Here is an 11,813-nt window from a genome sequence, read left to right as displayed (position 1 = left end):
GGAAGAATGAGTTCGAGCGGTCTCGGTGGATTGAACAAGTCGCCGCAAGGCATCGTCGTGGGTCTCGTGCAGTTGCAGAATCCGGCTGTCGCCACCCCGGAGCAACTGGCCGCGCAGACACGGCGCATCGTCGAACTGATCGGCAAGGCGCGCCGCAACAATCCGTCGATGGATCTGGTCGTGTTTCCCGAATACATGCTGCACGGCCTGTCGATGGATACGAACGATGCCATCATGTGCTCGCTCGACGGTCCCGAAGTTGCCGCGTTCAAGGCGGCGTGCATCGAGCATCGCATCTGGGGATGCTTCTCGATCATGGAGCGCAATCCAGGCGGCAATCCCTATAACAGCGGGATCATCATCGACGATCGGGGCGAGGTGCGACTCTACTATCGCAAGATGCATCCGTGGGTGCCCGTCGAGCCGTGGGAGCCGGGCAATCTCGGCGTGCCGGTGTGCATCGGGCCGAAGGGCGCGAAGCTCTCGCTCATCATCTGTCATGACGGCATGTTTCCGGAGATGGCGCGCGAAGCCGCTTACAAGGGCGCGGAAATCATCTTGCGCACGGCGGGCTATACCGCGCCCATTCGCCATGCCTGGCAAATCACCAATCAGTCGAACGCATTCCAGAATCTCGCGCAGACCGCGAGCGTGTGTCTGTGCGGCAGCGACGGCACGTTCGACTCGATGGGCGAAGGCATGTTCTGCGATTTCGACGGCACGGTGTTGGTCGAAGGCAGTCATCGCCCGGATGAGATCATCACCTGTGAAATGCGCCCCGATCTCGTGCGCGAAGCCCGCATTCACTGGGGCGTCGAAAACAACATCTATCAGTTCGGACATCGCGGCTATGTCGCCGTGAAGGGCGGCGCGCAGGATTGTCCTTACACGTTCATGCAGGACATGGTGCGTGGCGAATATCGTCTGCCGTGGGAGGACGAAGTCGTCGTGAAAGACGGGACGTCATGCGGTTTTTCGAAACCCGAACGCCGATACGAGGGCTGACGCGATGCCTACCCTGACCCGCGCCCGACCGTCTCCGTTCACGTTCGATGTAGCGCATACGGCGTTGATCGTCATCGACATGCAGCGCGACTTCGTGGAGCCGGGCGGCTTCGGCGAAGCGCTCGGCAACGATGTGTCGCTGCTGACGTCGATCGTGCCGACCGTCGCGCAACTGATCGAACATGCGCGCGATCGCGGCTGGCTCGTCGTGCATACGCGCGAATCGCACGCGCCCGATCTCTCCGATTGTCCGGATGCGAAGCGGCTGCGCGGCGCGCCACGAGCGCGCATCGGCGATATGGGACCGATGGGCCGCATTCTCGTTCGCGGCGAACCGGGCAACGCCATCGTCGATGCGGTCGCGCCCATTACGGGCGAGATCGTCATCGACAAGCCCGGCAAAGGCGCCTTTTACGCAACGCGCCTCGGCGAAGAGCTTGCGCGATGCGGCATCACGCATCTCGTGTTCGCAGGCGTCACGACCGAAGTATGCGTGCAGACGAGCATGCGCGAAGCGAACGATCGCGGCTACGAATGCGTGCTGATAGAAGACGCGACGGCGAGCTACATACCGTCGTTCAAGACTGCGACCATCGAGATGATTCGCTCGCAGGGCGGCATCGTCGGATGGACGGCCACGCTCGCCGATGTGCTGGAGAATTGATGGAACTGAATCGTCCGGAAACGGTGGCTGAAGTCGAGCGCGCGTTCATCGCCTATGAGAAGGCGCTCGTCGATAACGATGTGGCTACCATGAACGCGCTCTTCTGGCACGCGCCGGAAACGGTACGATACGGCATCGCCGAAGTGCAGCATGGCGGCGATGAAATTCGCCGCTGGCGCGAGACGTGCGCGCCGGTGCCGCGTTCGCGGCGTTTGCATCGAACGGTGGTCACGACTTTCGGCACGGATTACGCTTCGGTCAGCACCGAATTCACGAGCGATGCCACGCCTTTGCTCGGACGTCAGATGCAGACGTGGGCGCGCATCGGCCATGCATCGAATGCGTTCGCGGGGTGGACCATCGTCGCGGCGCACGTGAGCCTGATCGAAACGCCCTGAAGAGGCATTACACGGAGACATCGAATCAACTCGCCCAAACTCACGGAGCGCAGTGCCGTGCGCGCCATTCAGAGCGCCAATCCGCTTGCCGAGCAGGTTTATCAGCAGTTGAAGCAGGACATCTTCAGCTTTCGCCTGTTTCCCGGCGACCGCTTCTCGGAGACCGACATCGCGCAATACTACGGGGTGTCGCGTACGCCGATGCGCGACGCGCTGTTCCGCCTGCTGCGCGAAGGCTATCTCGAAGTCGGTTTCAGGCGTGGCTGGAAGGTGTCGGAGATCAACTTCGCGCAGCTCGATCAGTTGTATGACTTGCGAATCGTGCTGGAGACCGCATCGCTCGACAAACTCGCGAGCAGCGCGCCACCGCATCCGGAAGTGGATGCGCTCAAGTCGGTGTGGTGCGTTTCGCCCGATGCGCAGGAAAGCGATCCCGTCGCGATGTTTCGCCTGGACGAGGACTTTCACCGCGGACTCGTGCGCGCAAGCGGCAACGGCGAGATGCTGCGCGTGCATAACGAAGTGACGGAGCGCATCCGCATCGTGCGGCGGCTGGATTTCTTGAAGCCGCATCGCACTAGCGCAACTTACGACGAGCACGCGAAAATGCTGCGCTTCATCGATCGCGGCAAGTGCGGCGAAGCGGCGATGCTGCTGCGCGCGCATATCACGCAAAGCAAGCTGGAAGTGCGCAAGATCACCGTTTCCATGCTGACGGAAGCGCGCGACCGCAAGCTGCCTTTCGTCGACTGAGCGAACGGGAATGTAGCGGACGCAGACGTGCGGAATCAGCCGCTCCGCAGGGAGCGGCCGATCTCACCACGCGTTACAGCGGCGTCTTTTTCGCCGGCGGAACCGCGCCGTCGGCTACGTCCCGGTTGCCCGCCGTCCGCTCGACTTCCACTTCGGTACCGCGCACCGTGTCGTGAATGGTTTCGGTGCGGTTCGTTTCTTCCTTGCCGACGACCACTTCCTCGACCACGCGCGCCGTCTTCGCCACGACGGGCTGCTCGGCCGTTTCCCTGATCTCGACGAAGCCTTCCTTCAGATCCGCCACCGTCGCCGGACGATCCACCGGCCGACGCTCGATGTTCGCGTGTTCTTCACGCAGATTCACCGATTCGCTCACCGGCGTTTCGGTCACCCGCGAATAGACGCGCACGCCGCCCGTCTGCACTTCGCGCTTGCCGACTTCGACGGATTCCTTCACGACGGGAAAGGCCTGCCGTTCAGCGGCGATCTCATCGGCCGTATAAGCCGGCGCATTGCGGTCATAGCCGCTATAGCCCGTGCTGCGCCATTGCTCGACGCGCGTGTCGATGTCGATGGCGCCGGCTGCATAGAGCGCGTCGCGCACGCGTTCGATCGACGATTCGTCGATCACATCCACCGTCAACAGCGCGCCGCCGCGACGGACCGCTTCGTGATAGTGGCCGATTTCCTCGGGCTGATCGTGATCGCCAAACAGGTTCTTGAAGAAGTGCTCGATGCGCGCCATCGCGCCTTCGTGATGCTCGCCGGCGGGACGGTCGGTGGCATCGCCGGACACGGACGTGGACGCGCTCATATCGTTCGCATGCACGTTCATATTCGTGCGGGCGACGCCTTCCGTTTCGAGGCGCGTCTGAGCAAGTTCCGCGTCCTGAAGCGTATTGAATACACCGATGATGGTCTGGCTCATTGCATTATCTCCGTGAGAGTGAATTGGGGTATCGAGAGGTGCGCCGGTCCATATGCGCAACGGCCGTTCCCGCCTCGGGTGCGGGTGAATCTAGCCGGCATCCGGATCGGGCTTCCACTTGCCGCTCGTGCCTTCGCGGCGTTCAACCACCAATTCTTCGGAGTTCAGAAGAACCTGGTGGACGACGTCCTGTTGCGTCTCTCGCGTTGTCACATGCACCTCTTCTTTCAACGTGAGCTGCATGCGAACGACCGGCACGTATTCGTACACAGGAATGATGAGCGTGTCGCCTTCGCGACGCGGCTCGGCACGTTCCTCGACCGGACGATTCACGGCCACGCGCCTGACTTCCACCTCTTCGGCGCTCAGGCGCATGCTGACCGGCTGCATCTCTTCATGCACCACCTTGCGAACGCGCACGGCGCCGGTCTCCGTCCGCTTCACGTCGACGGACAATTCTTCCTGCACGGCGGAAAGCCGGAGCTCGTCGGGCGTGCCGGACGAGTCCGCGTTCGTCGCGTTCGGGGTCGTGGGCTTGTCATCGGCGCTCATCGGCGTCTCCGTTGAAGCGTGGTCAGGTCGTCGGCCGGGCGCGCTCAAAGGCGGGCGCCTGCCTGCACGGTGCGATTGCGAGGGGCCGCGTTCTTGCGATCCAGCGCGGAGCCGCCGCCTTCCTCAACCGGCGGCTGATGACGAAAGCCCGCGCCGCCCGAAACGATCGCGATGATCGCGCCGACGACGAGCGCCGCGAACGAGAACCAGCTTGCGCGAGCGACGCCACGCGCGGCGGTGTCGGCGGCCTGGCGCGCGTTCTGTTCGGCATCCGGAGAGGATGCAGCCGACGCCGCCGATGCCATCGCCGCCTGCACTTGCTGCTTCGCGGAGTCGATGAGCTGATTGTTGCCGCCCGCCTGATTCGCGGCGGTCGCGCCGGCTTGTGCGCCGACTTGCGCGGTGGTTGCGACGATGCTGCCGGCCGTGCTCACCGCGCCCGTAATCAGCGAGGTCATGCCGAACACGACGAGCAGCGTCATCACCGCCCATGACAGCAGACCGTGGAGCCATCCGAGGACGGGCGCGCAGCGTCCGGCGTAATAGGAGCCGACGAAAACCGCGAGCACGGTCGTGACGATTACCCATACGCCCGAGCCGAAACCGAAGCCGTGCAACGTATCGGGCTTCGACAACGGCGAGAGGAGCGATGCGCCGATCGCCGTGCCGAGCACGCTCATGATGAGATAGACGATCATCGAAAGGATGACGCCCGCGATGATCGAACCCCACGACAGGCGCGGCAGGCCTTCTTGAGTAGTAAGCAGTTTCATGATGTCTCCAGGAAGAGTTGCGGCGTCGATGCGCGCGGCACTGATGCGCAAGCGCTGTGCCGCGCGCAAGTTTTGAATCGGCGCGTAAATGCGAGTGATTCAGACGCCGTCTGATCGATGGATCCGCCTGCTCGGGGCGTCACTTCGCGGCGGGAGGGAAGCGTGCGTCAGTGGAGCAGAGCACGAGAGACGTATGACTTGCGGGAATGCGATGGGATTTGCATCGGGCGCAGGCGCTGGTTCACAGCGACGCACTTCACTTCAGCGGACTGCGGCCCATAGCAATGACACACCCGACGACACCATCAGCGCATCGACGATGAACCGGAAGGTGTTAGCGGACATGCGCGCGACGATCCCGCGCGCGCAAAACGTGCCTGCCATGATCGCCGCGCCGGTAATCAACCCTTGAGCGACCACTTGAGTGGGCAGGGCGCCGAACTGCTGAAAGGCCGCGACTTTCGCTCCGTAGACGATCAGCGAACCGGTAGCTTCGGTCGCGAGAAACGCGCCCTTCACAAGGCCGTAGTTCATGAAAACCGGCACGGTGATCGGTCCGGTCGAAACGACGATGCCCGTCAGGAAGCCGACCGGTGCGCCAATCAGCGCGAGCTGGAAGAGCGAGAGGCGCATGGCCCGGCGGGCGAGCCATCGGCGCGTGGGCACCATCGCGATAAAGAAGAGACCAAGCGCGAGCTCGACCGCGTGCGGCGGGAGCGCAAGCAGCGTGTGAACCCCTAATATCGCGCCGGGCGCGGCTGTCGCGCCATAGGCAATGGAAGCTTTCCAGTCGATCTCGCGCCACCAGGACAGGACCTTGCCGAGATTGCCCATGATCGCGGCGATGGCCATGATCGGAACGGCCTGCTGCGGGCCGTAGATGAGCACGAGCACGGGCATCAACAGCATCGACGAGCCGGTGCCGATCACGCCGCTCAAAACACCCGCCATCCAACCCACGCTCAATACGATCAGGTATCCCATCGAGGTCTCCATGCGCCAGCGCCGATTCTAGCCGCGGACGCGAAACCCGCGAGACGCTGGTTCCAAGCGGATGCGCGAGCTGCGGCATGCACGCAACGCCGCATTGCATGGAAGATTGACTTCACTCAATTGCCGTGGGAACTGTGTAACACTATTGTCACAATCTAATTTTCGACAGCCTGGCGTCAGCGTCACGTCCATTCAAAGGAAATCGATTCGCCGTGCTGGTTCTTCTCAATCTGCTCTCTGGCGTCGCCCTCCTGGTTTGGGGCTCACATATCGTTCGCACCGGCATTCTCCGGGTGCTCGGCGCCGATCTCCGCGCCATTCTGGGCCGTAGCACCGGCAGCAAGACGCGCGCGTTTCTGGCGGGCATCGGCGTGACGAGCCTCGTGCAGAGTAGCAACGCCACAGCCGTCATCATTACATCGTTCGCCGCGCAGGGACTGGTGCCGCTCGCGGCCGGGCTAACGGTTCTGCTCGGCGCGGATGTCGGCACCGCGTTGATGGCGCGAGTGCTGACGCTCGACCTGTCATGGCTTTCGCCGATCCTGATCCTGTTCGGCGTGCCGCTTTTCCTGACCCGCAAGCAGACGCGGGCGGGGCAGGTGGGCCGAACCATCATCGGACTCGGATTGATTCTGCTGGCGCTGCATCTCATCGTCGAAGCGGCTCAGCCGATGATGCAGGGCGCCGGCGTCAGGGTCATGTTCGGCGCGCTCACAGGCGACACGATGCTCGACGCGCTCGTGGGCGCGGGCTTCGCGATGCTCTCGTATTCGAGCCTCGCCGCAGTCCTGTTGACGGCGACACTGGCGTCGTCGGGCGTCATCTCGCTGAAGGTCGCCTTGTGCCTCGTCGTCGGCGCGAATCTGGGCAGCGGGCTCCTGGCGCTCTTGAACGCGCTGCCGCAGAACGCGGCAGCACGGCGTCTTTCCGCTGGCAGCTTCGCATTCAAACTGGCCGGCGCGATCATCATTCTGCCTTTCGCATCGCTGCTCGCACGCGGATTGCCGGTTCTGATCGCCAATCCGCGCGAAGCCGTAGTCGGTTTCCATGTGATCTACAACACCGTGCGCTGCTGCGCGTGTCTCGCCCTCGTCGAACGGGTCGCTGCGATCAGCCGGCGTTTGCTGCCGGATCGCACGGTCGCGACCGGCGAGTTGCGCCCGCTGTACCTGGATCCGGCAGGCCTCGTGACGCCGAGCCTCGCGCTGGCGAATGCTTCGCGTGAAGTGCTTCGCATCGGCGACATCGTGCGCGTCATGCTCGATAACGTCGCCGATCTGCTGAGACGCAACGATCTCGCCGTCGCCCGCGAAACCATGCGCATGGACGACGACGTCGACCAGCTCTACGCGGAAGTGAAAAGCTATCTGACGCTGATCTCCCGCGAGCAGCTCGACGAGGCGGAGAGCCGTCGCTGGACGGACATCATTTCGCTGACGATCAATCTCGAGCATGCGGGAGACATCATCGAGCGAATCGTCAGTGATATCGAAGAGAAGAAAATCTCGCAACGGCTCGCGTTCTCGGAACAGGGCCTGGGCGAACTCGACGATCTGCATGCGCGGCTCATCAGTAACCTGCGGCTCGGATTGTCGGTGTTTCTCAACAACGATCTGCGATGCGCCGAGCAGTTGCTGGCCGAGAAGGAACGCTTTCGCGATCTGGAGCGCGCCTACTCGCACAAGCATCTGGACCGGCTGGCGGGACAAAGCTCGCGCAGCGTGGAAACCAGCGCGCTGCACCTGGATCTCATCGGCAATATGAAACGGCTGAACTCGCTCTTCTGTTCGACGGCGTATCCCGTGCTCGATGCGGCGGGCGCGCTGCATGACACGCGTCTGCGCAAGCGCTCGCTCGACACGCTGCACGTCAAGGAATGACGCAGCTCACGCAAGCACCAGGTCGCCCACTGTCTTCTTGAGCGCGCGCAAATCCGCGGCCTCGCCGGACTTGCGATCGGTCACGAGAACGTCGATGTCGCGAGGCGCGCAAAACGTGATGCGGCTGCGCTGGCCGATCTTGCTGTGATCGGCGAGGATCGCGACGCGGTCCGCATTCTCGACCATCGCCCGGGCAATCTCGGCTTCTGCACGATCGAAGTTGCTCGCCCCGTGCCGCTGATCGATGCCGACGGGCGAGAGCATCGCCAGATCGGCGCGGTATCGCCGGATGTCGAGCACGGTCGTCGCGCCCGTCGTGGCCGCCGCGCGCTCGCTGAGCATGCCGCCGAGCAGGATGACTTCGTTCATCGCGCGCACGCGCTCATGCGGTCCCGATGTGCCGCGCAACCGCAGCGCGACATCGACCGAATTCGTGACGATGGTGAGATTGGCGAGCTTCGCAAGCTCGTCCGCGAGGATGGCGGTCGTGGTTCCGGCATCGACGAATACGGTTTGCCCGGCGTGAACGATGCCGATTGCCGCCCGCGCGATGGCCGACTTCGCGCGCACGTTCGCGCGGGCGCGTTCGGCGATGGGCGCCTCGTCGCTCGACGGGACGGCGCCGCCATGCACGCGCCGCAGCGCACCCGCCTGCTCCAGATCGAGCAAGTCGCGGCGCACCGTTTCGCGCGACACGGAAAGCTCCGCCATGATCCTCTCGTTCGAGACACGGCCGAGCATCGACAGGAGCGCGCGTATGCGCTGATGACGGTCTTTCTGCCACATAGGGAATGCTCGATGGTGGAAGCAACAATGAGAATTGCGCTGGCACGCTGTTGTTCAGCTTACATCCGTCATAAGCGAAAGTTGTACTTTTTTGGCAGCTTGCAAATTTGAGGATTTGAAACTAGCCTGCATCAGCAATCGGCGGTTCTCTTCAACGCACTACCTTCCTTTCGGGAACAGCGATGACGATGAAGCGTATCTGGGCGGGCCGTCTCCTTTCGATCTCCACGGCAGCGGGACTCGCGGCGGGCGGCATCGACGCCGCATCGGCCGCGCCATCCGAGGCGCTCGTGGCCGCCGCGAAGCAGGAAGGACAGTTGACCACGATCGCGTTGCCGCACGACTGGTGCGGATACGGCGCGCTGATCGACACGTTCCAGAAGAAGTACGGCATCCACGTCAACGAGCTGAATCCGGATGCGGGCTCGGGCGACGAGATCGAAGCGATCAAGGCCAACAAGGGCAACAAGGGTCCGCAAGCGCCGGATGTGATCGATGTCGGCCTGTCGTTCGGTCCGTCCGCGAAGAAGGAAGGCTTGTTGCAGCCTTACAAGGTGTCGACGTGGGATTCGATCCCGGCTGCGTCGAAGGATGCGGAAGGCTACTGGTACGGCGACTACTACGGCGTGCTCGCGTTCGAAGTCAACGCGGACATGATCGACAAGCCGCCGTCCGATTGGGGCGATCTGCTCAAGTCCGACTATCGCAACGCGGTCTCGCTCGCGGGCGACCCGCGTTCGGCCAATCAGGCGATTCAGGCTGTCCATGCGGCGGGCCTTTCGCAGACGAAGGGCGACGCGTCGAAGGCCGACCAGGCGGGCCTCAAGTTCTTCGCCGATCTGAACAAGAGCGGCAACTTCGTGCCGGTGATCGGCAAGGCCGCGTCGCTCGCGCAGGGGACGACGCCGATCATCGTGCGTTGGGATTACAACGCGCTTGCCGATCGCGACACGCTCAAAGGCAATCCGAAAGTGCAGGTGATCGTGCCGAAGACGGGTGTCGTCGCGGGCGTCTATGTGCAGGCGATCAGCGCCTACGCACCGCATCCGAACGCCGCGAAATTGTGGATGGAATTCCTTTACTCCGACGAAGGGCAACTCGGCTGGCTGGCCGGATACTGCCATCCGATGCGCTATAACGAGCTGGTCGCGCAGAAGAAAGTGCCGCAGGCGCTGCTTGCCAAACTGCCGCCGGCATCGGCTTACAGCAACGCCGTGTTCCCGACGCTCGAACAGCAAAACGCCACGAAGGACGCCGTCACCAAAGGCTGGGATCAGGTCGTCGGCGCGAACGTGAAGTAGCCGCGAGTTCGCCGGAATGAGCGCATCGCCGCAGCCAGGCGCTTCGGGCCCGGATCTGCTGACGCCGGCCGCGCCCGCGCCGCAGTCCGGCCCCGCCCGCGCGAGCCGCGGCGCGGGCTGGCTCACGTATGCGGGCGTCGCGCCATTCTTTGCGTTCGCGCTGCTGTTTCTGTTGTTGCCCACCGCCTTTCTGATGATCGGCGCGTTTCAGGATGCGCAGGGACGCTTCACGCTGGCGAATCTTCGCGAACTGTTTCAGCCCGCCGTGCTCGATGCCTACTGGATCAGCGTGAAGGTGAGCGTGGCATCCGCCGCCGGCGGGACGCTGTTCGGCGCGTTGCTCGCCTGGGCAGCGGTGCATGGCCGGCTGCCGGCGTGGATCCGTCCGACGCTCATGACGTTCTCGGGCGTCGCGTCCAACTTCGCGGGCGTGCCGCTCGCGTTCGCATTCATCTGCACGTTGGGACGCGTGGGCCTCGTCACGGTGCTGGCGCGCAAATACCTCGGCGTCAATCTGTATTCGACCGGCTTCAGCATCCTCAGCTTCGTCGGGCTGACCATTACCTACCTGTACTTCCAGATTCCGTTGATGGTCCTCATCATCACGCCCGCGCTCGACGGTCTCAAACGCGAGTGGCGCGAAGCGTGCGACTGTCTCGGCGGCACGGCCGCGCAGTACTGGCGATACGTCGGTTTGCCGGTCCTGTGGCCGAGCGTGCTCGGCGCGGCGCTGCTGCTCTTCGCCAACGCGTTCGGCGCAGTGGCCACGGCCTATGCGCTGACGGGCAGCTCGCTCAACATCGTGCCGATTCTGCTGTATGCGCAGATTCGCGGCGACGTGCTGCATAACCAGAACCTCGGCTATGCGCTCGCGCTCGGCATGATCGTGGTCACGGGCTTGTCGAACGGCGGCTACATCTGGTTGCGCGCGAGGGCCGAAAGGGGACGCGCATGAAGACGCGAAGACGCGCATGAAGACGCACATGAAGACGCAATCGCGCGCGGGCGCCTGGATCGCGATGATCGTCGGCACGATGTATTTTGTGATTCCGCTCGCCGCCACCTTCGAATTCAGCCTGCGGATGCGCCGCGACGCTTACAGCTTCGACGCGTATCGCGTCGTTCTCGGCGATCCGCGTTTTCAGGCTTCGTTCGGCTACTCGGTGCTCATGGGCCTGCTCACCATCGTGATCGGCGTGCTGCTCGTCGTGCCGACCGCGTACTGGGTGCAATTGCGTCTGCCGAAGCTGCGGCCCGTCGTAGAGTTCATCACTTTGCTGCCGCTCGTGATACCGGCCATCGTGATCGTGTTCGGTTATCTGCGCATCTATAACAGCAGTTCCATCCTGCCGCTCACCGGCAACGAGCGCGCGACCGATCTGCTGCTCGTCTTCGGCTACGTCACGCTGTCGTTACCGTACATGTACCGCGCCGTCGATGCGGGCATGCGCGCCGTCGACGTCCGCTCGCTGACCGAAGCCGCCGAATGTCTCGGCGCCGGCTGGACGACGATCCTTTTCCGCGTGATCTTTCCCAACGTGCGCTCGGGCATTCTGTCCGGCGCGTTCCTGACGTTCGCCGTCGTCATCGGCGAATTCACGATCGCGAGCCTGCTGGACCGTCCGGCGTTCGGACCTTATCTGCAACTGATCGGCGCGAATCGCGCATACGAGCCCTCGGCGCTGGCGATCATCGCGTTCGTCGTCACATGGGCATCGATGGGCCTGATCCAGGTGTTCGGATCGGCGCGCGCACTGGCCGGCCATAAAACCTGAGCCGA

General features: G+C 63.4%; 13 protein-coding genes. 8 read left to right on the top strand and 5 right to left on the bottom strand.

Going from position 1 to position 11,813, the window contains the following annotated elements; genetic code table 11:
- Positions 1–6: 6 nt before the first annotated feature.
- The 4 genes from NCS00_RS26915 to NCS00_RS26900 are packed head-to-tail and all read left to right on the top strand — an operon-like array spanning position 7 to position 2,820.
- Positions 7–1,005, top strand: coding sequence for a formamidase (locus NCS00_RS26915; protein ID WP_008346670.1), 999 nt, complete (start codon positions 7–9; stop codon positions 1,003–1,005).
- A 4-nt stretch (positions 1,006–1,009) separates the two neighbouring features.
- Entirely contained in the window at positions 1,010–1,669 is a 660-nt protein-coding gene (locus tag NCS00_RS26910; protein WP_033535797.1) for a cysteine hydrolase family protein, read from the top strand.
- Entirely contained in the window at positions 1,669–2,067 is a 399-nt protein-coding gene (gene hpxZ, locus NCS00_RS26905; RefSeq protein ID WP_250441454.1) for an oxalurate catabolism protein HpxZ, read from the top strand. The genes NCS00_RS26910 and hpxZ overlap by 1 nt, the downstream gene beginning before the upstream one ends.
- 57 nt (positions 2,068–2,124) lie before the next feature.
- The gene (locus NCS00_RS26900; RefSeq protein WP_008346667.1) at positions 2,125–2,820 is read left to right on the top strand and encodes a GntR family transcriptional regulator; all 696 of its coding nucleotides are present in this window, start codon (positions 2,125–2,127) and stop codon (positions 2,818–2,820) included.
- Positions 2,821–2,893: 73 nt separating this feature from the next.
- Here NCS00_RS26900 and NCS00_RS26895 read toward each other — a convergent pair whose 3' ends face one another.
- From NCS00_RS26895 to NCS00_RS26880, 4 genes are all read right to left on the bottom strand, one after another.
- Positions 2,894–3,748, bottom strand: coding sequence for a YsnF/AvaK domain-containing protein (locus tag NCS00_RS26895; protein WP_008346666.1), 855 nt, complete (start codon positions 3,746–3,748; stop codon positions 2,894–2,896).
- 90 nt (positions 3,749–3,838) lie between these two features.
- A complete protein-coding gene (locus NCS00_RS26890) occupies positions 3,839–4,300 on the bottom strand; it encodes a YsnF/AvaK domain-containing protein (protein WP_250441453.1) in 462 nt (153 codons plus the stop codon).
- A 44-nt stretch (positions 4,301–4,344) separates the two neighbouring features.
- The gene (locus NCS00_RS26885; RefSeq protein ID WP_250437261.1) at positions 4,345–5,073 is read right to left on the bottom strand and encodes a YrzE family protein; all 729 of its coding nucleotides are present in this window, start codon (positions 5,071–5,073) and stop codon (positions 4,345–4,347) included.
- 261 nt (positions 5,074–5,334) lie between these two features.
- The gene (locus tag NCS00_RS26880) at positions 5,335–6,057 is read right to left on the bottom strand and encodes a sulfite exporter TauE/SafE family protein (RefSeq protein ID WP_250441452.1); all 723 of its coding nucleotides are present in this window, start codon (positions 6,055–6,057) and stop codon (positions 5,335–5,337) included.
- A gap of 221 nt (positions 6,058–6,278) precedes the next feature.
- Between NCS00_RS26880 and NCS00_RS26875 the strand changes: the two genes are divergently transcribed.
- A complete protein-coding gene (locus NCS00_RS26875) occupies positions 6,279–7,946 on the top strand; it encodes a Na/Pi cotransporter family protein (protein WP_008346662.1) in 1,668 nt (555 codons plus the stop codon).
- 6 nt (positions 7,947–7,952) lie between these two features.
- Here NCS00_RS26875 and NCS00_RS26870 read toward each other — a convergent pair whose 3' ends face one another.
- Positions 7,953–8,732, bottom strand: a complete 780-nt coding sequence (locus tag NCS00_RS26870) for a DeoR/GlpR family DNA-binding transcription regulator (RefSeq protein ID WP_008346661.1) — start codon at positions 8,730–8,732, stop codon at positions 7,953–7,955.
- A gap of 182 nt (positions 8,733–8,914) precedes the next feature.
- On the opposite strand from NCS00_RS26870, the gene NCS00_RS26865 reads away from it, so the two are divergent.
- From NCS00_RS26865 to NCS00_RS26855, 3 genes are read left to right on the top strand one after another with little or no spacing between them, the layout of a single operon-like run.
- Positions 8,915–10,033: an ABC transporter substrate-binding protein gene (locus tag NCS00_RS26865; RefSeq protein ID WP_175981664.1), complete on the top strand. Its 1,119-nt coding sequence runs from the start codon at positions 8,915–8,917 to the stop codon at positions 10,031–10,033.
- A gap of 16 nt (positions 10,034–10,049) precedes the next feature.
- Positions 10,050–10,988 (top strand): ABC transporter permease, encoded by a 939-nt coding sequence (locus NCS00_RS26860; RefSeq protein ID WP_175981666.1) that lies wholly within the window; start codon positions 10,050–10,052, stop codon positions 10,986–10,988.
- Between the two features lie 28 nt (positions 10,989–11,016).
- The gene (locus NCS00_RS26855; RefSeq protein ID WP_250441451.1) at positions 11,017–11,808 is read left to right on the top strand and encodes an ABC transporter permease; all 792 of its coding nucleotides are present in this window, start codon (positions 11,017–11,019) and stop codon (positions 11,806–11,808) included.
- Positions 11,809–11,813: the final 5 nt, after the last annotated feature.

Origin of the sequence: Caballeronia sp. AZ1_KS37 (genome assembly GCF_023631165.1) — a bacterium.
GTDB classification, from domain to species: Bacteria; Pseudomonadota; Gammaproteobacteria; order Burkholderiales; family Burkholderiaceae; genus Caballeronia; species Caballeronia zhejiangensis.
Note: the sequence above shows the minus strand (reverse complement) of the source record. Positions and strands in the feature narration are given on the sequence as shown.

Excerpts from the sequence above, each read along its gene's own strand:
- NCS00_RS26855 (WP_250441451.1), top strand. The coding sequence starts at position 11,017 with ATGAAGACGCAATCGCGCGCGGGCGCCTGGATCGCGATGATCGTCGGC.
- NCS00_RS26895 (WP_008346666.1), bottom strand. The coding sequence starts at position 3,748 with ATGAGCCAGACCATCATCGGTGTATTCAATACGCTTCAGGACGCGGAA.
- NCS00_RS26885 (WP_250437261.1), bottom strand. The coding sequence starts at position 5,073 with ATGAAACTGCTTACTACTCAAGAAGGCCTGCCGCGCCTGTCGTGGGGT.
- NCS00_RS26865 (WP_175981664.1), top strand. The coding sequence starts at position 8,915 with ATGACGATGAAGCGTATCTGGGCGGGCCGTCTCCTTTCGATCTCCACG.
- NCS00_RS26870 (WP_008346661.1), bottom strand. The coding sequence starts at position 8,732 with ATGTGGCAGAAAGACCGTCATCAGCGCATACGCGCGCTCCTGTCGATG.
- NCS00_RS26910 (WP_033535797.1), top strand. The coding sequence starts at position 1,010 with ATGCCTACCCTGACCCGCGCCCGACCGTCTCCGTTCACGTTCGATGTA.
- NCS00_RS26860 (WP_175981666.1), top strand. The coding sequence starts at position 10,050 with ATGAGCGCATCGCCGCAGCCAGGCGCTTCGGGCCCGGATCTGCTGACG.
- NCS00_RS26890 (WP_250441453.1), bottom strand. The coding sequence starts at position 4,300 with ATGAGCGCCGATGACAAGCCCACGACCCCGAACGCGACGAACGCGGAC.
- hpxZ (WP_250441454.1), top strand. The coding sequence starts at position 1,669 with ATGGAACTGAATCGTCCGGAAACGGTGGCTGAAGTCGAGCGCGCGTTC.
- NCS00_RS26915 (WP_008346670.1), top strand. The coding sequence starts at position 7 with ATGAGTTCGAGCGGTCTCGGTGGATTGAACAAGTCGCCGCAAGGCATC.
- NCS00_RS26880 (WP_250441452.1), bottom strand. The coding sequence starts at position 6,057 with ATGGGATACCTGATCGTATTGAGCGTGGGTTGGATGGCGGGTGTTTTG.